The sequence below is a fragment of the Permianibacter fluminis genome, assembly GCF_013179735.1.
In the GTDB taxonomy this organism is placed as follows: domain Bacteria; phylum Pseudomonadota; class Gammaproteobacteria; order Enterobacterales; family Permianibacteraceae; genus Permianibacter; species Permianibacter fluminis.
On record NZ_JABMEG010000001.1, the window covers coordinates 2,927,877 to 2,954,250 of the forward strand.

Here is a 26,374-nt window from a genome sequence, read left to right on the forward strand (position 1 = left end):
AGGTTTGATCAGCTGTCCAGCTCAGTGCTGTCCTTGACGTTCCAGTTCGGCGGCCGCTTTTCCAGAAACGCCGTAACGCCTTCACGCCCTTCTGCAGATGCCCGCATGTCAGCAATTTTTTGCGCGGTGGAGCGGACCAGCTCTTCATCAATCGGCTTGTTGGCCACGCGCTCAATCAAACGCTTGGCTTCCTGAACCGCACGCGGACCATTGGCCAGCAGCGCGGCAATCAGCTTGTCAGCTTCGGCATCGAGCTGATCGGCCGCATGAAGATCATGGACCAGCCCCAGGCGCAATGCGGTATCGGCGGTGAATTTCTCGGCGGTGACAAAATAGCGACGCGCTGCACGCTCACCGATAGCAGCAACCACATAGGGAGAAATCACTGACGGAATCAAGCCCAGCTTTACTTCTGACAGGCAAAAACTGGCGGTTTCTGCTGCCAGTGCGATGTCGCAGCAGGCAACCAGACCAACACCGCCACCGAACGCAGAGCCCTGCACGACCGCGAATGTCGGTTTGTTCATCGAGGCAAGCGTTTGCATCAGCGTCGCGAGCCCCAGTGAGTCCTGATAATTTTGCTGCCAGGAGTAGCTGGCCATGCGCTTCATCCAGTTCAGATCCGCACCGGCTGAAAAACTTTTGCCGGTTGACCGGACAACGACCAGCCGCACGCTGTCATCCTTGTCGAAAACCTGCAGCGTTTCGGTCATTTCCCGAATCAGGACATCATCAAAGGCATTGTGCAATTCGGCGCGGTTCAGCGTGATCGTGCCGACGCCGCGATCATCTTTATTGACCAGAATGGTGGTGGTTTCCATGGCGCTGTTTCCTTCTTTTATTTTCGCAGGCTGACGTCTGCCGATCTCAATCTCGCTGTGGCCGGACCCGGCTTACATGCGGAACACGCCGAACTTGGTTGGCTCAATCGGCGCGTTCAACGCCGCTGACAAGCCCAAACCAAGCACCATCCGCGTGTCCGCAGGGTCGATGATGCCGTCATCCCACAAACGCGCGCTGGCATAGTAGGGGTGCCCCTGGGTTTCATATTGTTCGCGGATCGGCGCCTTGAACGCTTCCTGTTCCTCTGCCGGCCAGGTTTTGCCTTCTTTCTCGAAGTTGTCGAGTTTGACCTGCGCCAGCACGTTGGCCGCTTGCTCGCCACCCATCACCGAGATGCGGGCATTTGGCCACATCCACATGAAGCGCGGGCTGTAAGCGCGGCCGCACATGCCGTAATTGCCAGCGCCGAATGAGCCGCCAATGATCACAGTGAACTTCGGCACCTTGGCGCAGGCAACCGCGGTCACCATCTTGGCGCCATTTTTGGCGATACCGCTTTGCTCGTATTTTTTGCCGACCATGAAACCGGTGATGTTCTGCAGGAACACCAGCGGAATGCCGCGCTGCGCGCACAGTTCAATAAAGTGTGCGCCTTTCAGTGCCGACTCCGAAAACAAGATGCCGTTGTTGGCGACGATGCCGACCGGGTAACCGAAAATGTGAGCGAAGCCGCAGACCAGCGTGGTTCCGTACAAAGGCTTGAATTCATCGAGTTCGGAGCCGTCAACGATACGGGCAATCACTTCGCGAATATCGAACGGCTTCTTGGTGTCGGTCGGGATAACGCCGTAGATTTCGTCCGGCGTATACAGCGGTGCCCGTGGCTCTTTGACGGCCAGCGGGATTTGCTTGACGGTGTTCAGATTGGAGACGATCTGGCGCGCCAGCTGCAAAGCATGTTGGTCATTCTGCGCGTAATGGTCGGTGACGCCAGACGTGCGGCAATGAGTGTCGGCGCCGCCGAGTTCTTCGGCGCTGACCACTTCGCCAGTCGCAGCCTTAACCAGCGGCGGGCCGCCGAGGAAGATGGTGCCTTGGTTGCGCACGATGATCGATTCATCGGCCATTGCCGGTACATAGGCACCACCGGCCGTGCATGAGCCCATCACGACCGCGATTTGCGGAATGCCATCAGCTGACATCGTGGCTTGGTTGAAGAAAATGCGACCGAAATGTTCCTTGTCCGGGAACACTTCATCCTGTTGCGGCAGGTTAGCGCCGCCCGAATCGACCAGATAAATGCAGGGCAGGCGGTTTTCGCGGGCCACTTCCTGCGCACGCAAATGTTTCTTCACGGTCAGCGGGAAATAGGTGCCTCCTTTGACGGTGGCATCGTTGCAGACAATCATGCACTCGCGACCAGCAACACGGCCGATACCGCAGATGATGCCGGCGGCCGGGATCGATGTGCCGTACATATCCCAAGCAGCGAACTGCGACAGTTCCAGAAACGGCGAGCCGATATCGAGCAACTGACGCACCCGATCACGCGGCAACAGTTTGCCGCGAGCGGTGTGCTTCTCATTGGCCTTGGCACCACCGCCGTCAGCGATGATTTTCATTTTCGCGCGCAGATCGTCAACCAACGCCTGCATGGCTTCGGCATTGGCCTTGAATTCCGCACTGCGCGGGTTCGTTTGGGATTGAATGACTGGCATCTTCTATATTTCCGTTTTCAGTGTCTTTTCATCAACTGTAATTAGCAATCATCAAGTGCACGAATGACGGCAGAATTGCATTGTCCTGATTGCCGAATATAGTCTCTAACATCTGCAGCCATTATCTGATCCGGGTCGATTTTCGAAAGCGCTACGAGTTTCAATAGACAATCTGAATCAGGATTCTTCCGCAGCCACCAATGAAAAGCTCCATTTCGGTCATGCTCTGAGCCCAGTTCGTTACCGGGCTCGTAGCTGGAAACCTGTGCTTCGAAAAGTGCATTGGGATACATCTGCAAAGTCTCCCATTGTGGGGGAAACTGCATCAGCTCCATAAATGCTTTCTTATTCAATGCGCAGCTCCGAGATCAATTGACCAATGCCCGGGCAATCACCAGCTTCTGCACTTCGCTGGTGCCTTCGTAGATCTGGCAGACGCGGGCATCGCGATAATACTTCTCGACCGGGAAGTCGGACAAATAGCCGTAGCCGCCGTGTACCTGAATCGCCGCCGAGCAGGCGCGTTCAGCGGCTTGGCTGGCGAACAGCTTGGCCATTGATGCTTCCTTGAGGCAGGGCTGGCCGGCTTCGCGCAGCATGGCTGCCTGAATATAGAGCAAGCGGGCGGCTTCGATCTCGGTGGCGACGTCGGCGAGCGAGAAGGCGACGGCCTGATGCTGCATCAGTTCCTTGCCGAACGCCTTACGTTCCTGAGCATATTTGATACCAGCCTCCAGTGCGGCACGGGCAATGCCGACCGACTGTGCGGCGATACCGATACGACCGCCTTCGAGGTTCGACAGCGCGATCTTGTAACCTTCGCCTTCCTTGCCGAGCAGGTTGGCGGCCGGAATGCGGCAGTTCTCGAACACGATCTGGCAGGTATCGGAGGCGTGCTGGCCGAGCTTTTCTTCGACCCGCGCCACTTGATAGCCGGGCGTATTGGTCGGGACGATGAAGGCGCTGATACCTTTCTTGCCAGCAGTCGGATCGGTCACCGCAAAGACTATTGCGACACCGGCATTCTTGCCGGAGGTGATGAACTGCTTGCTGCCGTTCAGCACATAGAAATCGCCATCACGCACGGCGCGGGTTTTCAGATCCGAAGCATCGGAACCAGCATGCGGTTCGGTCAGGCAGAACGCACCGAGATATTCACCGCGCGCCATCGGCTTCAGGAATTTTTCTTTCTGCGCGTCGTTGCCGAAATTCAGAATCGGCATGCAGCCGACCGAGTTGGTGACGCTGACAATGGTGCCGGTGGCGGCATCGCCAGCCGAAATTTCTTCCAGCACCAGCGCGGCGGCGACGTAACCGATATTCGAGCCGCCCCATTGCTCCGGCACCGTCATGCCGAGAAAACCGAGCTCACCGAGGCCCTTGATGGCATCGTACGGGAATTGTGCGTCGCGATCCCATTGGGCGGCAAACGGAACGATGCGTTCCTGGACAAAGCCGCGCGCCATGTCGCGGATCATGCGTTGTTCTTCGGTCAGCAACATAATCTCTTCCTGACAGTCTCATAACTGAATGTCATCGCCGTGGCGATGACTGACGACGTTCATCGCTGCGCAGTTTCTGCCCAGCGCTTAAAACAGCCATGCCCGCAGAGGCGGGCATTGGGTCTTGCGCTCGTTGGTAGCATCGAGCGTCCGTTCCCCCTCCGGCGAGCGTAGGGCGAACGGAGGTGAAAGCATTTAGATAAGCTCGATCGCCATCGCGGTGGCTTCGCCGCCACCGATGCACAGGCTGGCAACACCGCGCTTTTTGTTCTGCCGACGCAGCGCGCCGATCAGCGTGACGACGAGGCGGGCGCCCGAGGCACCGATCGGATGGCCCAGCGCGCAAGCGCCGCCGTTGACGTTGACCTTGTCATGCGACAGGCCCAGATCTTTCATTGCGGCCATGGCGACCACGGCAAAGGCTTCGTTGATTTCGTACAAATCAACGTCTTTGTCGCTCCAACCGGTCTTGGCGAACAGCGCCTGCATCGCGCCAACCGGGGCGGTAGTGAACTGGGCTGGCTGACGAGCGTGCCCCGAGTGGCCAACTATTTTTGCCAGCGGTTTCAAGCCGCGCTTTTGCGCTTCGCTCTGACGCATCAACACCAGCGCGGCCGAGCCATCGGAAATCGACGACGAGTTGGCAGCGGTGACGGTACCGTCTTTGGCGAAGGCCGGCTTCAGGGTCGGGATCTTGTCGATCTTGGCGTTGCCCGGCTGCTCGTCGATTTTGACCAGCACTTCACCGGCTTTGCTGGCGATAGCAACCGGCGCGATTTCCCATTCGAATGCGCCGTCGGCGATCGCTTTCTGCGCACGCACGGTCGAGGTGATGGCGTATTCATCTTGCTGCTGGCGAGTGAAACCGTAAGCCTTGGCGGTTTCTTCGGCGAAGGTGCCCATCAGGCGGCCTTTTTCATAGGCATCTTCCAAGCCGTCGAAGAACATATGGTCGAGCACTTGGCCATGACCGAGACGCATGCCGCCGCGTGCTTTTGGCAGCAGATACGGCGCGTTGGTCATGCTTTCCATACCACCGGCAACCATCACGTCATTTGTGCCAACGGCGATTAAGTCATGCGCGAGCATCAGCGCTTTCATGCCCGAACCGCAGACTTTCGAAATGGTAGTGCAGGGCACCGATTGCGGCAGGCCGGCACCGAGCGCCGCTTGACGGGCTGGGGCCTGGCCGAGGCCTGCGTGCAGCACGCAGCCCATGAGCACTTCCTGCACATCATCGGCTTTAAGGCCGGCGCGCTCGACCGCGGCCTTGATCGACACCGCACCGAGTTCCGGTGCGGTGAGGCTGCTCAGTGCGCCCTGAAAACCGCCCATCGCAGTGCGGGCTACGGAAACAATGACAACCGGATCGTGCGACATGCTGAAAGCTCCATTTTGGTCATGGGCCCGGACTGGAATCGGGCCACGGTAAATGCTGGGTCAGTATTGTCCGCCATCCGTGGCAGAACGGTGAATCCGACTTGTGCCGGATTCACCGCTGGCGCGATTTGCGCTAGCTATCGCGCTGGTTATGCCGTTCTGATTTTTTTGGCATAGGCCGGAACGCGTTACATCGTCTCTTTGAACAGCTCGCGGCCGATCAACATACGACGGATTTCGCTGGTGCCGGCGCCAATCTCGTACAGCTTGGCGTCGCGCAGCAGGCGGCCGGTCGAGTATTCGTTGATGTAGCCGTTGCCGCCGAGGATCTGGATGGCGTCGAGCGCCATCTGGGTGGCTTTTTCGGCGGCGTACAGAATCACGCCGGCGGCATCCTTGCGGGTGGTCTCGCCACGGTCGCAGGCCTTGGCGACGGTGTACACATACGCGCGGCAGGCGTTCAGCGTGGTGTACATGTCGGCAACCTTGCCCTGAATCAGCTGGAACTCACCGATTGCCTGGCCGAACTGTTTGCGTTCGTGAATGTAGGGGACGACGACATCCATACAGGCCTGCATGATGCCGAGCGGACCAGCCGACAGTACCACGCGCTCGTAATCGAGGCCGCTCATCAGCACTTTGACGCCTTCGTTGAGCTTGCCAAGGATCTGGCTTTCCGGCACTTCGCAATCGACGAACACCAGCTCGCAGGTATCCGAACCGCGCATGCCGAGTTTGTCGAGCTTCTGCGCCGTGCTGAAACCCTTCATGCCTTTTTCGATGATGAAGGCGGTGATGCCTTTCGGACCGGCATTGAGATCGGTTTTGGCATACACCACCAGCGTATCAGCATGCGGACCGTTGGTGATCCACATCTTGTTGCCATTCAGCACGTAAACGTCGCCACGTTTGTCAGCGCGCAGCTTCATGCTGACGACATCCGAACCGGCGCCCGGCTCGGACATGGCAAGCGCACCGACATGCTCGCCGCTGATCAGTTTTGGCAGGTATTTGGCGCGCTGGGCATCGTTACCGTTTTTGCGAATCTGGTTGACGCAAAGATTCGAATGCGCGCCGTAGGCGAGCCCAACCGACGCCGAGGCGCGGCTGATTTCTTCCATCGCAACGACGTGTTCGAGATAGCCCATGCCAGCGCCGCCGTATTTGTCCTCAACGGTGATGCCGAGTACGCCAAGCTCGCCGAGTTTGCGCCACAGCGGCATCGGGAAGGCATTCTTGTGGTCGACGTCATTGGCAATGGGAGCGATTTCCTTTTCGGCAAAGGCGCGCACAGAATCCCGAATCATGTCGGCGGTGTCGCCGAGGGCGAAATTGAGGTTGGGGTACATGCTTGCTGAAGCTCCTGAAATGATGAAGCGCGGCGGCTGAAGTCTAGTTCTCAGCCGTTGGCGGCGTCGGTGGAGATACGGGTTTCGATGGCATCCAGTTCGGCCAGCATGTGGTCGATGTCTGCCTTTTGCTGCAGGAGCTGATTGCGCCGGCGCAACACCTTGGCGCGCAACACCTGCGCCTGCAGCTCGGCACCATGGGGGAGGTCATAGAGATCGATGATTTCGCGGATCTCGGCCAGCGAGAACCCCACACTTTTACCGCGCAGGATCAACGCCACCCGCACCCGATCCCGGCTGCTATAGATGCGCTGCTGACCAACTCGCTCGGGAGAAAGCAGGCCTTCGTCCTCGTAATGACGCAGCGAACGCGGCGTGACATCGAATTCACGGGCGAGATCGGTGATGGAAAAGGTCTGGTTCATAAAGGCCGTCCCAAATGGTGCGAAAAGGTTAACCGAGCTTTACGTTAACGTAAAGGTAACCCATGCTGCTCGGACCAGAAAAGACTTTTCGATAAGTCCTTGATTCCCGGCCAAAGAGAGCGCTTTCGAGAGGTGCGCAGCTTATTTTTTATTTAAATAAATCAAATAGATAAGTTCGTTATTTAATGTATAGCTCAAGTAATGCCTGAGCTTCTCTTTATAGCCAATTTGTCGTTGCGGCCAGCTAGCGGCTGTACTACGGTTGATTCAGGAAACGGCTGCTTGCGGGCGGCTTTGCCCGGGCGTCGCTTCCGGTTTTCTAGCCGAACTTTGAGGTGAGCATCATGAAGAGACAAAAGCGTGATCGCATGAGCCGTGCCCATACCCGGGGCTATCAGGCAGGTTTGGAAGGCAAGTCAAGAGAGGCTTGTCCCTACGCCGTGACTGATGTCCGCGAGCATTGGATAGGCGGTTGGCGCGAGGCACGAATGAGTCTCGGTGGTGAAAATCTGCTCTGATCGGCAGGAATCTGCATCTCCAGTCACCTTGACGCGGCCTTCGGGCCGCGTTTTTTATGTCTTGACGCTTCATCCGCACAAAAGCTTCCGGTATTCTTGCCGCCCCGCGCCGGAGAGATGGCAGAGCGGTTGAATGCACCGGTCTTGAAAACCGGCGACGGCGTAAGTCGTCCGTGGGTTCGAATCCCACTCTCTCCGCCACCCTTGTTTTGTATTACCTCCAAATTAATTATCAGCGCTTGCTGCCAACTCAGCATTTCGCCGGTATCAGTGCCTGCCCAAATCGTTCAAAGTTTCATCAAATCGCTGATAAAACGGCCGGTCCCTGCATGACCGTTCGTTTCGTTGACCGGGGTACCCGGTCAACGGCGATCTCTTGTGCTTGTCACTCGTCGCCGGGCGCAGTAACGTAGCCCGACCGGCACGATGGTCTTCCGCACGAAAATGACCCCGTTGTTCTGCCGGTGCATGCCGTTCATGAAGTCCATTTGCATCAGGGGAGAATCATTGTGATCAAAGTGCTGCTCGCAGACGATCACGATTTAGTGCGGACCGGTGTCAAACGTCTGCTGGAAGACGCGGGCGATATCAAAGTCATTGGCGAAGCGGCAACCGGTGAGGATGCCATCAAGCTTGCGCGCGAACTGAAACCGCAAGTCGTGCTGATGGATGCCAACATGCCCGGCATCGGTGGTCTGGAAGCGACCAAGCGCATTTTGCGACAAGTGCCGGAGGCCAAAGTTATTGCCTTGACCGTGCACGGTGACGAACCATTTCCGTCGAAATTCCTGCAGGCTGGCGCGCACGGTTATCTGACCAAGGGCGCGGATGTGCAGGAGATGGTGCGGGCGATTCGGCAGGTTGCCGGCGGCCGTCGTTATATTGCGGCGGATGTCGCTCAGCAAATGGCGTTGCGCCAAGTGACCGACGACACCGAGAGCCCGTTCGAGTTGCTGTCCGAGCGGGAAACCCAGGTGATGCTGATGGTTACGCAGGGCTGCAAGGTTCAAGACATTGCTGACAAACTTTGCCTGTCACCAAAAACCGTCAACAGCTATCGCTATCGTCTGTTTGAAAAACTGAAAGTCACCAGCGATGTCGAATTGACCCACCTGGCCATTCGTCATGGCGTGGTCCAGACCCAGGCCGGCTAGCGACTCCCCGATTTTGCCTCACGGCCAGCCAACACCAGCGCTCTTCAGCGCTGGTGTTGTTTTCACAGACCGAATTTTCAGAGACCGAAATTTCGGAAGCCGTAACTTGTGACTCCACCCACACTGACATCATGGCTGACGAGCTGACTCAACCCAAACCGATCCTGATGGATGATCCGGAACGCTTGCGCGAGCTGTTGAAACTGCTCACCAGCGAGCCCGGCGTCTATCGCATGCTGGCGGCCTCAGGCGAGGTGCTTTATGTCGGCAAGGCCAAGAACCTCAAGAAACGGGTCAGCAGCTATTTCCGTCGCGAACACGACAGCGTCAAGACCGAGGTGCTGGTCAGCCAGATTGCCGATGTCAGCATCACCATCACGCATTCGGAAAGCGAAGCGCTGGTGTTGGAATACAACCTGATTCAGGAATTGCAGCCGCACTTCAACATCCTGTTGCGCGATGACAAATCCTATCCGTATGTTTTTCTGTCTGGCGAAACTTATCCGCGGCTGGCGATTCATCGTGGCCCGCGCAAGGAAAAAGGCCGCTATTTTGGCCCGTTTCCCAGCGCGGGCGCGGTCCGACAAAGCCTGTTGTTACTGCAAAAACTGTTCAAGGTCCGGCAATGCGAGAACAGTTATTTTGCCAACCGGACCCGGCCCTGCCTGCAATATCAGATTGGCCGCTGTACCGCGCCCTGCGTGGGCTATGTCACACCGGAAGAATATGACCGCGATGTCCGCCTGACGGCGATGTTTTACGAGGGCCGTAATCAGGATGTGATCAGCGAGCTTGCCCAGCGCATGGAGCAATCGGCCGCCGCGCTAGAATTTGAGAAAGCCGCGCAGCTGCGCGATCAGATTGGTCAGTTGCGCCGCGTGCTGGACCGGCAGCGAGTCTCGGCCGACAGCGGCGATGTCGATGTGGTCGCCGGCGTGATCGAAAAAGGCCTGGCTTGCGTCTATGTGTTGTACGTGCGCGATGGCCGGGTCAGCGGCAGCCATTGTGCGATGCCGAGCTTGCCGGCCGGCGCCGATGTCGATGATCTGATCGACGCCTTCCTGAACCAGTTTTATCTGGCCGAGCGCGATATTCCCCGCGAAATCATTCACAACGCCAGCGAATTTGATGGCGAATCGCTGACCGTGCTGCTGGAGCAACGCGCTGGCCGCAAATTGCGGATCGCCAACTCCGTTCGTGGTGATCGGGCCGCCTGGCTGCAGATGGCGGAAAAGAATGCCCAGAACAGCATCGCCAGCCGGTTTGCCCAGCAAGCCGAAGGCCAGAAGCGGGGCGAGCAGATGCGCGAACTGTTTGCGCTGGATGTGGTGCCACAACGGTTTGAGTGCTTCGACATCAGTCACACGATGGGCGAGCAGACGGTCGCTTCCTGCGTGGTGTTTGATTTGAACGGCCCGCGCAAAAGCGATTATCGCCGATTCAATATCGAAGGCATTACCGGCGGCGATGATTACGCCGCCATGTATCAGGCGCTGTCACGTCGTTACGCCCGGCTCAAACGTGGCGAAGGGCAGTTGCCTGACGTCTTGTTCATCGACGGTGGCCCGGGCCAGTTGGCGCAGGCGGAAAAAATCCTCGAAGAAATGCAAATTGAAAATGTGCTGGCGGTTGGCATCAGCAAAGGGCCGGATCGCCGGGCCGGGCAGGAAGAACTGCACCTGTCGGGTCAGGCCGCGCCAATCCAGCTGCCGCCAGACGCCATGCTGCTGCATTTCATTCAGCAGATCCGCGATGAGGCGCATCGCTTTGCCATCACTGGGCACCGCGCCCGCCGTGACAAGAAGCGCAGCCGCTCGCCGCTGGAGGGCATCGACGGCGTCGGCCCGCAGCGACGGCGTGAGCTGTTGCGCCGTTTTGGTGGCCTGCAGGAACTGTTGAAGGCGGGGGTCGATGACATTGCCGCAGTGCCGGGCATCAGCCGCACGCTGGCCGAGCGCATCCATGCGGCGCTGCATGCCAGCTGAAGACTCACGCTGCTGCCAACAGCTAACCACGCCATAACAGACAGCAGGCCGCGCCGACGAACCACAGGATTGCCAGCCTTTCCCGAGCAAAACCGGGCTTGAACTGGCATACTGAATAGCACTACAAGTCGTGCTTGCGGATGCAGCGAGCCGGCCCAGAAATACGGACCTGTATGACCATCCCGAACATCCTGACGCTGTTGCGCATTGCGCTGATCCCGGCGTTCGTCATCTGCTTTTACCTGCCCTGGCAATGGCATTACCTGCTGACCGCCTCGATTTTCGCCTTGGCCAGCGCCACCGACTGGCTCGATGGTTACATTGCCCGCAAACTGGGCCAGACCTCGCCGCTCGGCGCGTTTCTGGACCCAGTCGCCGACAAATTGATGGTTGCCGTGGCTCTGGTCATGCTGGTCGAACGCCATGCCAGCCCCTGGCTGGCAGTGCCGGCCTATGTGATCATTTCGCGGGAAATCACCATTTCGGCGCTGCGGGAATGGATGGCCGAGCTCGGCAATCGGGCAATGGTCAAAGTCTCGATGATTGGCAAAATAAAGACAGCGTGCCAGATGCTGGCCATTGTTATCCTGCTGGCCAATCCGCCGGGCTGGGATCACTGGTGGGTGCGGGTCGGCCATGTGTTATTGGATGTCGCGGTGGTTTTCACCCTGTGGTCGATGTTTGTCTACCTGCGCGCGGCTTGGCCAACACTGCGCGCAAATGCTGGAAAATAAAGCTGTTTATGCTTTAACCAGCCGGAAAAAATCCCTGTAACTTCGCTTGACAGGGGACCGGCAACCAGTAAAATGCGCCCCGCATTGCGGGAATAGCTCAGTTGGTAGAGCACGACCTTGCCAAGGTCGGGGTCGCGAGTTCGAGTCTCGTTTCCCGCTCCAGAATTTTCGGTAGTTGCCGGCTGTTGGCCGACGCTACTGGCAGAAACCTCGGCACCGAGACGAATGCAGCACAAGTCCACGCCGGGGTTTTTTATTTGAGTACGGCAGTAAAGTTGGAAACATAGCGTGCCACGGCGGGGTGGCAGAGTGGTCATGCAGCGGACTGCAAATCCGTGTACGCCGGTTCGATTCCGACCTCCGCCTCCATGTTTTTCAACAAAATCCGGTTTTCAGCAGTACCCGGCGCTATGCTGTAGCAATACAGATGAAAGCCGAATGACCAAGCAGTTTGCGGGAATAGCTCAGTTGGTAGAGCACGACCTTGCCAAGGTCGGGGTCGCGAGTTCGAGTCTCGTTTCCCGCTCCAAATTCAGCATCGAACGATGCCGACACAAAGCCCCGTTGATCGGGGCTTTGTGCTTTCTGTGGTTGGCATTGCCAATGTTGTCCGCGTGGTCTGTGCGCAACGGCTGGTTCAAACCAATCGTGACGTAACACCGACAGAGCAATCGCCGGCATCCAGACCTCTCGGTGATTGCGGTAAGTTTCCCGACAAAATTGCGTTAGTGATTGCCGCAATCAGATGGCCTGATTATCATGCCTGCGCGTGCCCGGGTGGCGAAATAGGTAGACGCAACGGACTTAAAATCCGTCACCGCCTCATAGCGGTATACCGGTTCGATTCCGGTCCCGGGCACCATCTCCTTCATTTGCTTTCGTTAACGCCGCAGCAAATCCACCGCATCCAGAACCCGCAATTCACGCTCGCGGTCATCGTGTTCATCTTCCAGATCATCACGTTCGCGACGCAGCTGACGACGCTTGTCATCGCTTAAATCTTTTTGCGCCAATTCACTGTCTATCGCGGCAATGCGACTGTCGATCTGTTCGAGCGCTTGCTCGACTTCAAAAATCTTGTAGCCAAACCGGTACTGGCGCAGAAACTCGGCGTCGAGACCCGCCGGGCACACATTGCCGTAGCTGCCGCCACTGCGACCAACGCGAGCGCCATTTTCTGGCGTGCAGTATTTCAGCAGGCCCTGATCTCGACCTTGCCGGTAACGTTCGCCATCAATGTTGATCCCAAACTCTGAACACGCCTCGCGATGCTCACTCAGGCGCGACAAGCTTTGGCCATTTTCGCCATCCTGCAGACCGACGCCATACCAGTCGCCGCTACGGCAGTCAGTTTCCGACAATGTCGCGCAACCGGACAGGGCGAGCAGCAGCAACAGGCCTAGACAGAACATACGCTTCACGATAAGAACGCTCCATGTGATTGGCCGGCGAGGACATCAGTAATGGTCGCCGGCGGCGGCTGCCAATGTAGCAGAACCGAAATGGGAACCCGATAGGCCGTTGCCTGAGAGTTGCGGCATTCACCTGAACTGATGCGGATCAACTACCGCCGTGTTGGCCGTCTTTACCATATCGACATGACGACCCATCATCCCGACCCCGAGCCGCTACGTGCATTGCGACAGCGTATCGATCAGCTGGACCAACAGCTACTCGCGCTGCTGGTTGAGCGGTTCGCGCTGGTTCGGCAAATCGGGCCATTGAAAGCCAGCGCAGCGGCAATCCCAGCATACGAGCGTTTGCTGCCCATGCTCACGCAGCGAGGCGAGCAGGCCGTCAGTCTGGGCTTGAGTCGCGAATTTGCCGTCAAACTGTTTGAACACATTGCCCATCACGCCATGGCGGTACAACGCCAGCAGCGGACGGAAACCACCTCCGGCCCGACCGCGACAGTCCTGCCGCTGGTTTACAGCTGCTCCGGCTGCTCAAGCTCCGCGCAATTGGCGAATGATCTGGCGTTGGCGCTGGACCGTGAACAGGTCGCGGAAATGTCCTGCATTGCTGGGGTCGGTGGCGATGTGCCGGCTTTGGTCAAGACGGCAAGCACCGGCCGTCCGATACTGGCGATCGATGGCTGCTCGCGGCACTGTGTTCGCAAATGCCTGCAGCGCCACGGCATCTCGCCGGAGCAACACCTTGTGCTCAGCAAGCTGGGCATCGGCAAACGACTGCATCAGCATTATCACGCCGATGAAATGCTGCTCGCCAAACAGCAGCTCATCGCCATGCTGAAACCAGCAACCGATGAGAGTGAAGCCACGACATGATCGCGCAGGGGCCGAGCCGGCCATGAATTGACACAAAGAGGCACCAGTGTCCGCAAGACATATCGAACAGGCGCTGCCCGTGCTGACGCAACTGCTGCCACCGCTGCTGGTGCAGCAGGTGGTCGGTACCGTGTTGAATCGGGTATTGGCGCCGGCATTGGCGGCCAATGCACTGGCTGAATTGCAGGGCCGCTGGTTGGCGATTGACTGTCGTGAATTTGCTTATCCCATCCGCATCAGCCGTACTCCATCGGAGCTATCGGCTCCAATACAATCGACCCCGGCGCAATCACCCCCAACGCTATTGGTCTCAACAAGACAGGGTCCGACTGATGCCAGCATCCGTGGCGATCTGGCTGCGTTTCTGAGTTTGCTACGCCAGGACTGCGATCCGGATACCTTGTTTTTTCAGCGCAAACTGGTCATGCAGGGGGATACCGAGTTGGCATTGTCCGTGAAGAATTTTCTCGATACCGTCGATCGCGACCAGCTACCGGTGTGGTTACGCAAGCCGCTTGGCATGTAGTTCGTTTTACTGTTTGGAATTTTGTTTCGAATTTTGCTAGGTGTCTCGACAGGCATATTGCTAAGCCAGCCACTGCGGAACTTGATCAGTGCCAAGCGCAGCCGATCAAAATCAGCCGATCAAACTTCCGCGACATGAATCATGCCCGGCTTGCCAAACCAATAGCCATTGCAATCGTCAGTGCCACCTGCGTTCTGATCAGGCGAGGTTTGTGCCTTCATGCTGGCAGCAAAGTCGCGTATCCGTTGCAGGCAGCCAGTTGAGGTGGGGCTGAAGCGAAACGCGCTTACGCCGCGTTGCTGCATGTCTTGCCAGCTGGCACGCAAATCCAGACAACGCGCCGATTGGGTTTGAATACCGTTTAAGGTAAACAGCGCTTCACCGTCCTGACTGTAGACCGGCAGACCATCCGGGTCTGCAAGGCAGCGAAATTCGCAGCGGTCTTTCGGCAGGTTGTGGTGGCGCGCCGTGAAGCAACGCGCGGAATGCGCCAGCGGCATCAGGCCATGGCCAAACACCTCCAGTTCGGGCAGCGCTTCCTGACTCAGCGCTTGCGCTTCCTGCTGAATCTGCTGCAACTGTTCGCGCGACAGCTCCAGTGGCAGCAGCCAGCGGCACAAGCCTTGTTTCTGTAGAAATCGCAGTGCGCGGCCGTTGTACAGATTGATGTGCGGACCGCTGACAAACGGCAGGCCGCGCTCACTGCAAAATTGCACGGCGGCCATGTCATTGGCTTCAACGAGGAATTCTCCGTTGTGACAGGCACGCTCGACGCTGCTCAATTCGGATTGCGCTTCAATCAACGTCAAGGTCGACATCACAACCTGCTTACCGGCAGCGCTCAGTTGCCCGGCGAGCTCCAGCCATTCGCCCCAGCGCAGGCTGCGACGTTTGCTGCACACCACCTCACCCAAATAGACCGTAGTCAACGGCAGGTCGGCAACCGCCGCGTAAAACGACTGCAGCTGCGGTTTGTCCCAGTAATACAGCACCGGGCCGAGGCTGATTTGCAGGGCAGGGATATGACTCATGAAATCCTCATTGCCAGGTACGGTGATAGGCGCCAAAGGTGGTTTGCGTACCTTCCGACAACTCCGCCAGACTTTGCTGCCAGTGCTGCTCAGGGATGAAGTCATCAGGTGCTTTTTTTGCCGCATCGATTGCCGCGCGCCAGATCCGGGCCACTTGCGCGACATAGGCAGGGCTGCGCTGACGGCCCTCGATTTTGATTGCCGAAATACCCATCTTGTTCAGCACAGGTAACAGCTCCAGAGTATTCAGACTAACTGGCTCTTCCAGCGCGTGATAGCGCTTGCCGTTGACCACGAAACGGCCTTTGCACAAAGTCGGGTAACCGGCCCGTTCGCCCGGTGCAAAGCGATCAATCAAGCGCTCATTGAGTCGCGATTCCAGCACGCCGTTGCCGTGTTCCTGCCAGCGAACGAAGCGAGCTGGTGAGCAGGCCCCGCAGGTGTTTGGTGCCTCACCAGTCACATAAGATGAAAGTTGGCAACGGCCTTCGGCCATGATGCAAAGGGAACCAAAACCGAACACCTCGATGGCACAGGGCGCTTGCTCGGAAACGGCACGAACCTGCGCCAGCGATAGCACGCGCGGCAAGACGGCTCGATTGATGCCAAAGTGCCGGTGATAGAACTGCAGACTGACGTGACTGGTTGCCGATGCCTGCACGGACAGATGCAGCGGCAACGAGGGGTGGCGAGCAGCGGCATATTCCAGCACAGCGATATCGGCGGCGATCAGCGCATCGACACCGAGTGCAGCGGCCTGATCGACCGCGCGCTGCCAGCGTGACCAGCCGCCGGCCTGGGCGTAGGTGTTGATGGCAATGAACAGGCGCCGCTGATGGCGCTGCACCAGCGCCACGGCTTGCTGCAATTCGGCTTCGGTGAAATTCAGGCCGGCGAAATGACGGGCATTGGTGTCATCACGAAAACCAACGTAAATCGCATCGGCACCATGCTCAACCGCCACCTTTAGTGACGGCAAGTTTCCGGCAGGACAAACCAATTCCATCGTCTGAATTCTCGCGCTGAATGGACTGGACTATTGGGCGTGTTGCGGGGACCCCAACATGGCCCATTGCTTGATTGCGTCGGCATCGCCGTTACGGGAACGGATAAACAGATTCAGCAGGCGTATTTCCGGACTCTGGAACTCGCTGCCTGATCGGCATGGCACTTCAAGCAACGTGATACCGTGATAACGGTTAACCGCCTGCTGAAAATGGCGCCGAAACTCGCCGACGGTCGCACAGGAATAGGCGGTGCCACCGTAGGCACGCACCAGCATCTGGACATCAAACTCGGCGTCGGAGCAGTGGTAAATCGGACCATCACCAGATTTTCCGAGTTCAAAGATATTGTTGCGCATGTAGACGATGATCAGCGGTAGCTGCTGTTTCTGGAAATGGATCAGTTCATTGAGTTGAAAATGAAAGCCGCCATCTCCGGTCAGCAATACCACCCGATCGGAGGCCTGCATGGCTTGCACCCGTTCGCTGGCAACCCGAGCGTAGGGCAGGCTGGTGCCCATCGCGGCATACCAGGGATTGGTCAGCCAGCTGCGGCCCAACTGGCTGGCGCGGGTTTGCAAACCACAACTGGCAAAGAACGAGTTACCCACCTCGGGCACATAGATATAGGCCCGCTCGTCCGATGCCTGCAGCGAATTCAATACCGCAGCCAGATTGTTGAACTCAAGTGGCGCCTGCTCGGCGAGCTCAACCGGTGCCGTGCTTTGACTGGACGCTGTCGACTGCAGTGCTGGCGCATTATAGGTCGCTGGCAGCAAGTACAGCACTTGTTCAATCAGCGTCAGCAAGTCCTGCTCGCGCGCCAGCGTGCTCTTGACCACGGTGCGGTTTTCGATCTGCTCAATGCGGTGCGTGCCGGTCTGAAAGGCGTGACCGGTATCCTGAGTGAAAATACTGGTGCCGATATCGAGCACGTAATCGACAGCAGACTCGATGTAACGCCGGCGCTCGGCCGCAGTGAAGATGCCGTTGTAACCACCTAGGCAGAGCGGGTCATAGTCATCGAACAAGCCCTTGGCGAACCAGCTGGTGGCATAGGGGATGTGGTGACGCTGGCAAAGCGTTTGAATCTGCTGGCGCAAGGCGGAGTTGAGTTTGACTTGCTCGCCAACATAAATCAGTGGAGCCTGCGCCTGCTGCAGTTTCTCGGCGATGGTCGTGGCAATGACTGGGGCACCGGAGAAGAGCATCGGACTGTTCAGCTGCTCATTGCAATTGGCCGGTAGTGCCAGCGCCTGAGTTTTGGTGAATACCAAATCGCGCGGCACTTCGATGAATACCGGTTCGCGCTTTAACCAGGCATGTCGCACCAGTTCATAAAAGTGATACGCCGCGACATTGGGCTGACCGGGGTGGCGGGCACCTTGCAACCGTTCGGCCCGGATACCGAGCCCGGCAAACGCACGCAGGGCGGCATCATAGTCCGCGCACCAGGCACCACTCGGATGCACCGTATGGTGAATGGCATTGCGGTGCACTTCCGCTTCGCCAGGCGCGCCCGACAGGAAAATGACCGGAAGGCTCTCGGTCTTGGCCAGTGCCGCCGCTGACATGCACGGCAAACTGCCAACCGTGTACGTTGTCAGGCAGACACCGATGCCAGTAATTTCCGCACCGGCACAGGCGCAAAACGCTGCATGCATTTCATTGCTGGAGGGCAACACATCCAGCTTGCTGTCAAAGGCGGCAATCAGGTTGGCAGCAAAATCGCCACCGACACCGTAAACACAATCCGCGCCAAAATGACGCAGGATGGCCACCATGGCCTCACCCAGTGCAGGCAGTTGTTGCTGATAGGCTTCGCCGAAATTGTCTTCATAGCGACAGGCGGGCATGACGTTGCTTCCGACAGGCAATCGAATGACCGCATTGTCCGATGCCATCCGATTGCGGATCTTGACTCGGGTCAACTCGGTGCCGTGCTGTGCGATGCGGTATCGTGCTGCGAAGTTCCTTGCTGCGAAGTACCATGCTGTGAAGTGCCGTGCCATGAGACGACACCGGCGGCCGGCTTATTCACGCAGTTCAAAGTGTGCAAACTGCGGCGCAATCTGCTGCAGGACAAACTGTCGATCACTGTCAGTCCAGACGTTGCTCGGCAATCGCCGGGAATACCCCTGATCGGTATGGCAGAGTTGCACGGCCCAATGTTGGACACCACGGTAGCGCAGCTGCTCGGCAAGATTGAGCAAACGCTGCGCCGACAATAAATGCCAATGTACCGTGGTGCGCACTTCATAACGGATGCCGAGCGACAGCACATGCTGCAGACTTTGCCAGGCACGGGCACCGGAGCCGGGCGTCACAGTCAGCAAATCGTAGTGTTCCGGAACGGTCTTCAGATCCAGACCGACCCAGTCACAGAGCGGCAACAACTGGCGCAGCCGATCAGGATAGGCACCGCCGGTATGCAAACCGATTTTGAAGCCGAGCACTTTCAGTTCGGCCGCCACTTGCAGGCAGGCCGCCTGCGCAGTCGGTTCGCCGCCGCTCAGGACCACCGCATCGAGCAAACCACGCCGCTGCTCCAGATGCCGACGGATGTCCGGCCATTGATAGGGCGTGGCGGCGCCGGCATCGAGCAGATGCTCATTCTGGCAATACGCGCAGCGCCATGGGCAGCCCTGACAAAAAATCACCGCGGCCAGCTCACCCGGGTAATCAATGGTCGTCAGCGGCGTATAGCCACCGATGCGAAGCTGGTCAGCGGATTTGTGCACGGCCGTCGGCGCAGTGGCAGTTTCGACAATGACAGCTGACGCAGAAGAAGCCCCCTCGCTAGACGAGGGGGCCCAGCCATCAGCTGTAATGGCCACAGTGCTTTTCAACGAAATGTTTACGTTCACGGTGCTCACTTTTCTTGCCGACATTGAACTCGGCAACCGGGCGGTGATAGCCCATCACCCGGGTCCAGACTTCACAGCGGGTGCGTTCTTCCGAATTCAGATCCGTGCGGCTGGCTTCTGCAGTTGTCATATTGTCTCCTTGCGATTACGGTCAACGTCTTTGCGATACCACGGCAGCGATCTGGCCTTGCCATCAATTGCAGCAGGCCGATTCGTTGCGCTTTTTCTGCAGCAATGCTTCATCGCATTTCGGGCAGAATTCATGCTCGCCAGCCAGATAGCCGTGTTTCGGGCAAATGGAGAAGGTTGGCGTAATGGTGATATAGGGCAGCCGGAAGTTTTCCAGCGAGCGCTTGACCAGTTTTTTGCAGGCCTCGGCCGAGGAAATCTTCTCACTCATGTACAAATGCAACACGGTGCCACCGGTGTATTTGCATTGCAGCGCATCCTGCCGGATCAAGGCTTCGAAGGCATCATCAGTGAAGCCGACCGGCAACTGCGAGGAATTGGTGTAGTAGGGCGACTGCCGGGAACCGGCCTGGAGGATTTCCGGAAAACGCTTCTGATCTTCCTTGGCGAAGCGGTAGGTGGTGCCTTCGGCGGGCGTAGCTTCGAGGTTGTACAGGTTGCCGGTCTGTTCCTGAAAATCGGTCATCTTGGCGCGGACATGGTCCAGCAAGCGGATGGCCAGCTGATGCCCGTCATCGTGGGTGATGTCATAGGCATCGCCAGTGAAATTGCGGATCATTTCGTTGATGCCGTTGACGCCAATGGTCGAGAAGTGATTGCGCAGTGTGCCGAGGTAGCGCTTGGTGTAGGGATACAATCCCATGTCGATGAATTGCTGAATCACCTTGCGCTTGATTTCAAGCGACTCCCGCGCCAGTTCCATCAGCTCATCCAGCCGGGCCAGCAATGCCGCTTCATCACCCTTGTAGAGGTAGCCCAGGCGGGCGCAGTTGATAGTGACCACGCCGACCGAACCGGTTTGTTCCGCGGAGCCGAACAGGCCGTTGCCGCGCTTCAACAGCTCGCGCAGATCCAGTTGCAGGCGGCAACACATCGAGCGGATCTGGTTCGGTTTCATGTCGGAATTGATGAAGTTCTGGAAGTAGGGCAGGCCGTACTTGGCAGTCATTTCAAACAGCAACGTGGCGTTTTCAGAGTCCCAGTCAAAATCTTCGGTGATGTTGTAGGTCGGGATCGGGAAGGTGAAGACCCGTCCCTTGGCATCGCCCTTGGTCATGATCTCGATATAGGCCCGGTTGATCAGATCCATTTCCGGTTTCAGATCGCCGTAGCTGAACGGCATTTCTTCACCGCCGATCACCGGAATCTGATCGCGCAGGTCTTCCGGGCAAACCCAGTCAAAGGTCAGGTTGGTGAACGGCGTCTGTGTACCCCAGCGCGATGGCACGTTCAGGTTGTAGATCAACTCCTGAATACATTGTTTGATCGCCTCGTAGCTCATGTTGTCCTTGCGGACGAAGGCGGCCATGTAGGTATCGAATGATGAGAACGCCTGGGCGCCGGCCCATTCGTTTTGCAGCGTGCCGAGAAAATTGACGATCTGGCCGACCGCACTCGACATGTGTTTCGGTGGCGCGGCTTCGACTTTGCCGGGCACACCATTGAGACCTTCCTGCAGCAGCGTTCGCAATGACCAGCCGGCGCAATAGCCGGACAGCATGTCGAGATCATGCACATGCAGATCCGCTTCCCGGTGGGCGATACCGATCTCAGGCGGATAAACATGGTTGAGCCAGTAATTGGCAATGACCTTGCCGGCGGTGTTCAGGATCAAACCACCGAGCGAATAGCCCTGATTGGCGTTGGCATTGACCCGCCAGTCATTGCGGGTCAGGTATTCATTGATCGATTTCTCGACCTCGATCACGGTGCGTCGGTCGGCGCGCAGACGCGCGCGTTGTTCGCGATAGACGATGTAGGCGCGGGCAGTGGCGACAAAGTCATTGCCGATTAACACCTGCTCGACGATGTCCTGCACTTGCTCTACGGTCGGGATATCACCACTGCCGTAGCGGTGGTTGATGACTTTCAGCACAGCCTCAGTCAGCGTGTTTGCCCGGCTCTCATCAAATTCGCCGGTCACGCGTCCGGCCTTGGTCAATGCCTGCTGAATCCGCTCCGCGGCGAAGCCGACCAGCTCACCAGAGCGCTTGCGGATGACACGGGGCAGTGCGGTCGGACGGTTTACGGTTTGCTCCATTGCAGAGGCTCCCTGTTGTGTGTCGAAATCAATTTCGACACTAGATGTTGTGGAGGGAGCTTACGACCAGGTTCGCCCTAGCGAGCTTGACCGCGATCAACAATCGATGGGGTTGGCAGGAATGGGGAACAACGCGTCAAAACAGAAAGGAGCGGGACGAAGACAGGGCACAGCGAGGTCGGTAAACGTGCGAGCGAAACGGCAACCGCTCAGAAATCAGGGCAGAACATAAATCGGGCCAACACATAAACCACAACAACTGTCGTGATCAGAAAGTGGCAGCAGCAGTTTGATCAGAACGGCTATCGGTTAGTCGGTACAGACGTGTTGGCCTGACAAAAATCAAACAGCGTCTGGTTAACCCCACAGCAAGCACTCAGGCGGCCAAAAACATCAGGCCAGCACGCTTCCGAATCGACAAGGCATCCTGCCAAATCCGGTTCAACTCCATTTCTGACAGACCGGACATGACCATCGGATACAGGTGTTCCTGCTCATACATTTCCAGCCGCTGCAGATCCTGCCAAAGCTGGGTGGCTTCGAAATTGAAACGGGTCCAATCGCGATTGACCAGGGAACCGGCCAGCAAGCCGAGCGCATGCCGGAGCTGACGGTGTTCGGAACGCATCCGGACGATCGGCAGCTGCTTTTGTTGGCGCTCCAGCACGGGAAACAGGACTTCATCCTCGATGCTGAGATGGGCATCAAGATGGCGCTGCAATCGGCGCAGCACCGAACAGCAACCGGCATCCAGCTGCGGTTTGCCACAATCTGACAACCACTTCGACAACTGCAACACGGCGTGATGATCCCGATGTAACCAACTCAGCAAATCTTTCATGTCGGTGAGCTCCCCGAGACCGTTCATCGCTGGATAGTCCATTTCTGGCCTGCTCAATGCAGCACAACGGGAATCAGTGTGAACTCAGCCAGATGACTCCAGCTTGCGCAATATCAACGCTTTGGTCTGTAGAGAGTTCTGGATTCATCGAGACGGTCAAGCGAGCCGTCGCAGCCGCAATGACTGAGTCGGCTGTACCAGCTGAGCCGACCCGGCTTTTGTCGATCAGGCATTACCGGCTCTGTTTTTTGGCGAACCGCCAATGCCGTCCCGCCACAGTCGATCAGTCAGGTCGGCCATCGGCACGCGGCTGACACAGCCACGGCAGATAGATTGCGAAATAGATCGCGAATGCGGCAATGGCAAGCAAACCTGACAGGCTGGCCCAGAGCCGGTAGTGCGATGGCAACAGCAGCGGCAACAACACCCGGAGCACGGCGGCCAGCACGATCAAAACATAGGCTGTCGTTTCCGCGCGGCCTACTTGCAAGGCGCGACCGGTGTGACCGCGAGCGGTGCGCGTCATCATGCCGAGGCAGAGGCCGGTGATGAGGCCCAGCGTCAGTGCATGAGTGGCGAGCAGGGCGTTCATCGGTTGCCAGCTTGCTGACGCACGCAGCAGAAATGAGATTGGCAACCAGAGGTAACTGCCATGCAAGATCCAGAGAATCGGTTTACCTAGAGTCCAGTGCGGCGCCCAGAGCCACCAACGCCACAGGTGAATCGCTGCGGCCACAATGCAAACCAGAGGAGTGACCGGGCTGGATGAGAACAACGCGACCACCAGACCAACGGCGATCACGCTGACAACAGCGGCCTGCTCCAGATGCGGCAATTTTTTCACCGGCGCACCGGCAACGGCATTGCTGGTGAACATCGGGATCACCCGACCGGTAATCACGGTAATAATCACGGCAATGATGGTCAAGGCCAGTTGCACCACCTGATCCGTGCGCAGCACCGGTGCGCTGCTCAGCGCGGCGTAGTGATGCAAAGCCGACAAGCTGCCGAGCAACAGCAGCAAACCGATGAAGAAGACATTGCGACGATTGCCGGAACGCAGCAACGGAATGGCAATGCCGACTGCTGCCAGAACAAAAAAGGCGATATCGAAAATCATGCCAAGCTTGCTGAGCGAGGTCAGCAGCAGCACCCGCGCCAGCAGCCAGACACCAGCGATGACCAGCAGCGGCAAGCCGCGCGGTGTCGGTTGTCCGGTCCAGTTCTTGACGGCAGTAAATAAAAAGCCGGTGATGACCGCAGGAGTGAAACCGAACACCATTTCATGGGCATGCCAGTTGACGCCTTGCAGGTGACTGGCCATGACTGCGCCGTGACCAAACATCACCAGCCAGACCGGCAACGCGACAATCATCCAGGCTGCAGCAAGCAGATAAAATGGGCGAAAGCCGAGCGCGAGCCAAGCCGGATAACGCGGCGCGCTGGCATCGTGGATGCTGGCGAGCGGAATGAACACGGATCGGGCGGTATCGGAACGAGACGCACCAGAAGGTGGCCCTTCAGAAGGCGGCATAGGGGAGCGATTCACCCCGGAAGGATTCGAACCCGAATGGCTCATGGCAATCTCCACACTAGCAAGAACAGTGCGTGGCAAGCCGAAAATTTGGCGTGCCACGCACTGTCTGGTTCAATCAACGGCTTCAGCTTTCGTTGCCAAGCGCAGCGCCTGCTGACGCCACCGCTGCCGCGCGACGAGCCCGCGCCTTCCAGGCCAGCGAGGCAACAAATGCGATCAAGGTAAATGCGCCAAGCGAGAACACGATATCACCGGGCACTCGCAACCAGACCAGCGTTTCCATGACCGAGGAATGAATCACATCCGGCGAACGGGCATACCAGTAGCCGACGTCGATGCTGGCGACAGCCTGATAGATGCCGGCAGGAACCAGGGTCATGAAAACCATGCCAACCAAGCCGAGATTGAGCAGCCAGAAGCAGGCTTTCAACGCTTTCTCATTCCACTCGATGCTGCCAGCCAAACCGCGCAGACAGAACAGCATCAGGCCGATACCGAGCATGCCGTAGACACCAAACAGCGCAGCGTGACCGTGTGCGGCCGTCGAATTCAGGCCCTGAATGTAGTACAGCGAAATCGGCGGGTTGATGAAGAAGCCGAGCAAACCGGCACCGACCAGATTCCAGAACGCGACCGCAACAAAGAACAGAATCGGCCAGCGATACTTGGCAACCCATGGTGCGGCTTGGGTGTGACGATAGGTTTCATAGGCTTCAAATCCCACCAGCGCCAATGGCACGACTTCCAGTGCACTGAACATGGCGCCAACCGCGATGATGGACGTCGGCGCACCGGTGAAGTACAGGTGATGCAAGGTGCCGAGAATGCCGCCGAACAGGAACACGGTGGTGGCAAACAGCACTGCGCTGCTGGCCGTCTTTGCCCGCACCAAACCGAGCCGGACAAAGATCAGCGAGATTACAGCCGTGGCGAACACTTCAAAGAAGCCTTCAACCCACAGATGGACAACCCACCAGCGGAAGTATTCAATCATCGCGAGATGGGTATGCTTGCCCCAGGTCAGGCCGGCGCCGTAGAACAAACCAATCGCAACAGTCGACAGGAAAACGAGGCCGATCAACGGACGTTGTTCCGACTTTTCCTTCAACGCCGGCCACAGCGCGCGACCGACCAGGAACAGCCAGAACATCAAACCGATGAACAACAGGATCTGCCAGAACCGGCCCAGATCGACGTATTCATAGCCTTGATGACCGAACCAGAAGTTCATGTCCGGATGCAGTTTTTGCATCACGCCAAACCATTCACCGACAAACGAGCCGACCACGACAATCAGCAAGGCGCCGAACAACGCATTGACGCCCCATTTCTGATATTTCGGCTCATGTCCCGACAGCGCTGGCGCAATGTACAAGCCAGTGGCGAGCCACGCGGTGGCAATCCAGAAAATGCCGAGCTGGGTATGCCAAGTGCGCACCAGCGAGTAGGGCAGGATGTCGGCGAGTTGGAAGCCATAGAACGAATGGCCTTCAACGGCGTAGTGCGCGGTGATGCCACCGAGTGTGATCTGTCCGACAAACAGCGCGGCAACGGTCAGAAAATATTTGCCGGTGGCACGCATCGAGGCAGTCGGCTTCAAACCCCCGAGCGGATCACTGCTTGGCACCGTCAAAGACTCTTCATGCTTGGACTTGCCGTGATGCCAAACCAGCAGACCGACACCGGCAATCAACAGGATCACGCTGCCAATCGACCAGAGCACTGTACCTGAGCTCGGCTTGTTGTCGATCAAAGGTTCGTGTGGCCAGTTGCTGGTATAACTGATGTCGTCATTCGGTCGGTTGGTGCCGGCCGACCAGGCGGTCCAGAAGAAGAACGCCGTCATCGCCTGCCGGTAATCGGCATTCGGCACGGCGTTGTTGCGGATGGCGTATTGCTCGCGCAGTTTTTCCAGCGCCGGAGCATCGCCGAACAGATCGACGTAGTGCGCTGCGACCAACTTGATCGCCTGCGCGCGCTCCGCTGACACCGTGATGGTGCCGTTGGTCGCATCGTAAGTGTTCGTGCGCATGGCCTCGACCAGCCGGGCTTTCAACGCGCCTTGGGCACCCACGCCGAGCGCGCCGAAGTCGCTGCCGTATTCGGCCTTGGCCCAGATGTCGAGCAAGGTGCTGGCTTCACGGTGCAGCCAGTCGGCCGACCAGTCCGGTGCGACATAGCCGCCGTGGCCCCAGATGGAGCCGAGCTGCTGGCCACCGACGGTCTGCCAGACCTGACGACCGAGGTCGAGATCGGCACGGGTGTAGAGGGTTTCGCCGGCACTAGTGACAACACGTTCCGGCATTGGCGGCGCTTCGCGGTAAATCTCGCCACCGAGGTAGATCAGCACGCCGAAGCTGACCAGGAACATCAGGGCGAAGTACAGCCCAAGTCGTTTAATGTTTTGCATACGGGAGCTCCCGAGCAGGTTTGATGGACCTTTTGAACAGGGCCTTTGGCATTTGCGCCTTTGGCAACAGAGCCTTGGCTTCCGGCCCGAGA

23 protein-coding genes, 5 tRNA genes and 1 pseudogene are annotated in these 26,374 nt (G+C 57.9%); 12 read left to right on the top strand and 17 right to left on the bottom strand.

Translation table 11 applies throughout. The features are described from left to right. Positions 1–8 precede the first annotated feature (8 nt). From HPT27_RS12650 to HPT27_RS12680, 7 genes are all read right to left on the bottom strand, one after another. Positions 9–821 (bottom strand): enoyl-CoA hydratase/isomerase family protein, encoded by an 813-nt coding sequence (locus tag HPT27_RS12650; RefSeq protein WP_172243963.1) that lies wholly within the window; start codon positions 819–821, stop codon positions 9–11. 72 nt (positions 822–893) lie between these two features. Further along, positions 894–2,501, bottom strand: a complete 1,608-nt coding sequence (locus tag HPT27_RS12655) for a carboxyl transferase domain-containing protein (protein WP_172243966.1) — start codon at positions 2,499–2,501, stop codon at positions 894–896. Positions 2,502–2,542: 41 nt separating this feature from the next. Continuing rightward, positions 2,543–2,854 (bottom strand): hypothetical protein, encoded by a 312-nt coding sequence (locus HPT27_RS12660; RefSeq protein ID WP_172243969.1) that lies wholly within the window; start codon positions 2,852–2,854, stop codon positions 2,543–2,545. A 15-nt stretch (positions 2,855–2,869) separates the two neighbouring features. Then, positions 2,870–4,003, bottom strand: coding sequence for an acyl-CoA dehydrogenase (locus HPT27_RS12665; protein WP_172243972.1), 1,134 nt, complete (start codon positions 4,001–4,003; stop codon positions 2,870–2,872). Between the two features lie 195 nt (positions 4,004–4,198). Continuing rightward, positions 4,199–5,383: an acetyl-CoA C-acyltransferase gene (locus HPT27_RS12670; protein WP_172243975.1), complete on the bottom strand. Its 1,185-nt coding sequence runs from the start codon at positions 5,381–5,383 to the stop codon at positions 4,199–4,201. A 188-nt stretch (positions 5,384–5,571) separates the two neighbouring features. Further along, positions 5,572–6,732: an isovaleryl-CoA dehydrogenase gene (locus HPT27_RS12675; protein WP_172243978.1), complete on the bottom strand. Its 1,161-nt coding sequence runs from the start codon at positions 6,730–6,732 to the stop codon at positions 5,572–5,574. Between the two features lie 50 nt (positions 6,733–6,782). Next, the gene (locus HPT27_RS12680; RefSeq protein WP_172243981.1) at positions 6,783–7,157 is read right to left on the bottom strand and encodes a MerR family transcriptional regulator; all 375 of its coding nucleotides are present in this window, start codon (positions 7,155–7,157) and stop codon (positions 6,783–6,785) included. Positions 7,158–7,501: 344 nt separating this feature from the next. Here HPT27_RS12680 and rmf point away from each other — a divergent pair, with 344 nt between their 5' ends. From rmf to HPT27_RS12725, 9 genes are all read left to right on the top strand, one after another. Further along, complete coding sequence (gene rmf / locus HPT27_RS12685; RefSeq protein WP_172243984.1) at positions 7,502–7,675, top strand: ribosome modulation factor; 174 nt, start codon at positions 7,502–7,504, stop codon at positions 7,673–7,675. Positions 7,676–7,786: 111 nt separating this feature from the next. Then, a tRNA-Ser gene (locus HPT27_RS12690) sits at positions 7,787–7,876 on the top strand. A 308-nt stretch (positions 7,877–8,184) separates the two neighbouring features. After that, a complete protein-coding gene (uvrY, locus tag HPT27_RS12695) occupies positions 8,185–8,829 on the top strand; it encodes a UvrY/SirA/GacA family response regulator transcription factor (RefSeq protein ID WP_172243987.1) in 645 nt (214 codons plus the stop codon). A gap of 167 nt (positions 8,830–8,996) precedes the next feature. Beyond that, complete coding sequence (uvrC, locus tag HPT27_RS12700; protein ID WP_172245350.1) at positions 8,997–10,814, top strand: excinuclease ABC subunit UvrC; 1,818 nt, start codon at positions 8,997–8,999, stop codon at positions 10,812–10,814. Between the two features lie 173 nt (positions 10,815–10,987). Next, complete coding sequence (pgsA, locus tag HPT27_RS12705; RefSeq protein ID WP_172243990.1) at positions 10,988–11,548, top strand: CDP-diacylglycerol--glycerol-3-phosphate 3-phosphatidyltransferase; 561 nt, start codon at positions 10,988–10,990, stop codon at positions 11,546–11,548. Between the two features lie 86 nt (positions 11,549–11,634). After that, a tRNA-Gly gene (locus HPT27_RS12710) sits at positions 11,635–11,710 on the top strand. A 133-nt stretch (positions 11,711–11,843) separates the two neighbouring features. After that, positions 11,844–11,917: transfer RNA gene (locus HPT27_RS12715), tRNA-Cys, on the top strand. Positions 11,918–12,001: 84 nt separating this feature from the next. Further along, a tRNA-Gly gene (locus tag HPT27_RS12720) sits at positions 12,002–12,077 on the top strand. A 242-nt stretch (positions 12,078–12,319) separates the two neighbouring features. Continuing rightward, positions 12,320–12,410, top strand: a tRNA-Leu gene (locus tag HPT27_RS12725). A 19-nt stretch (positions 12,411–12,429) separates the two neighbouring features. Here the strand turns inward: HPT27_RS12725 and HPT27_RS12730 are convergent. Next, positions 12,430–12,960, bottom strand: a complete 531-nt coding sequence (locus HPT27_RS12730) for a DUF2799 domain-containing protein (RefSeq protein WP_235951037.1) — start codon at positions 12,958–12,960, stop codon at positions 12,430–12,432. A gap of 186 nt (positions 12,961–13,146) precedes the next feature. Between HPT27_RS12730 and HPT27_RS19340 the strand changes: the two are divergent. From HPT27_RS19340 to ubiT, 3 genes and pseudogenes are all read left to right on the top strand, one after another. Further along, positions 13,147–13,407: pseudogene (locus HPT27_RS19340) on the top strand (chorismate mutase); the annotation flags it as partial. Beyond that, positions 13,408–13,836 (top strand): putative zinc-binding protein, encoded by a 429-nt coding sequence (locus HPT27_RS19345; protein WP_172245352.1) that lies wholly within the window; start codon positions 13,408–13,410, stop codon positions 13,834–13,836. A gap of 46 nt (positions 13,837–13,882) precedes the next feature. Further along, the gene (ubiT, locus tag HPT27_RS12745; RefSeq protein ID WP_172243996.1) at positions 13,883–14,362 is read left to right on the top strand and encodes a ubiquinone anaerobic biosynthesis accessory factor UbiT; all 480 of its coding nucleotides are present in this window, start codon (positions 13,883–13,885) and stop codon (positions 14,360–14,362) included. A 119-nt stretch (positions 14,363–14,481) separates the two neighbouring features. Here the strand turns inward: ubiT and HPT27_RS12750 are convergent, their stop codons facing one another. From HPT27_RS12750 to HPT27_RS12790, 9 genes are all read right to left on the bottom strand, one after another. Beyond that, the gene (locus HPT27_RS12750; protein WP_172245354.1) at positions 14,482–15,375 is read right to left on the bottom strand and encodes a U32 family peptidase; all 894 of its coding nucleotides are present in this window, start codon (positions 15,373–15,375) and stop codon (positions 14,482–14,484) included. A gap of 25 nt (positions 15,376–15,400) precedes the next feature. Next, complete coding sequence (gene ubiU / locus HPT27_RS12755) at positions 15,401–16,399, bottom strand: ubiquinone anaerobic biosynthesis protein UbiU (RefSeq protein WP_172243999.1); 999 nt, start codon at positions 16,397–16,399, stop codon at positions 15,401–15,403. Positions 16,400–16,429: 30 nt separating this feature from the next. Beyond that, on the bottom strand, positions 16,430–18,253 hold the full coding sequence (locus tag HPT27_RS12760; protein WP_211197950.1) for a thiamine pyrophosphate-binding protein: 1,824 nt from the start codon (positions 18,251–18,253) through the stop codon (positions 16,430–16,432). A gap of 177 nt (positions 18,254–18,430) precedes the next feature. Continuing rightward, positions 18,431–19,138 carry an anaerobic ribonucleoside-triphosphate reductase activating protein gene (locus tag HPT27_RS12765; protein ID WP_211197951.1) on the bottom strand — a complete coding sequence of 236 codons (708 nt, stop codon included), beginning with the start codon at positions 19,136–19,138 and terminating at the stop codon, positions 18,431–18,433. Between the two features lie 79 nt (positions 19,139–19,217). Continuing rightward, positions 19,218–19,394 (bottom strand): anaerobic ribonucleoside-triphosphate reductase, encoded by a 177-nt coding sequence (nrdD, locus tag HPT27_RS12770; protein WP_172244005.1) that lies wholly within the window; start codon positions 19,392–19,394, stop codon positions 19,218–19,220. Positions 19,395–19,457: 63 nt separating this feature from the next. After that, the gene (locus HPT27_RS12775; protein ID WP_172244008.1) at positions 19,458–21,494 is read right to left on the bottom strand and encodes a ribonucleoside triphosphate reductase; all 2,037 of its coding nucleotides are present in this window, start codon (positions 21,492–21,494) and stop codon (positions 19,458–19,460) included. Positions 21,495–21,870: 376 nt separating this feature from the next. Beyond that, positions 21,871–22,362 carry a hemerythrin domain-containing protein gene (locus HPT27_RS12780; RefSeq protein WP_172244011.1) on the bottom strand — a complete coding sequence of 164 codons (492 nt, stop codon included), beginning with the start codon at positions 22,360–22,362 and terminating at the stop codon, positions 21,871–21,873. Between the two features lie 256 nt (positions 22,363–22,618). Beyond that, on the bottom strand, positions 22,619–23,812 hold the full coding sequence (locus HPT27_RS12785) for an NnrS family protein (protein ID WP_172244014.1): 1,194 nt from the start codon (positions 23,810–23,812) through the stop codon (positions 22,619–22,621). Between the two features lie 184 nt (positions 23,813–23,996). After that, positions 23,997–26,282, bottom strand: coding sequence for a nitric-oxide reductase large subunit (locus tag HPT27_RS12790; RefSeq protein ID WP_172244017.1), 2,286 nt, complete (start codon positions 26,280–26,282; stop codon positions 23,997–23,999). Positions 26,283–26,374 lie beyond the last annotated feature (92 nt).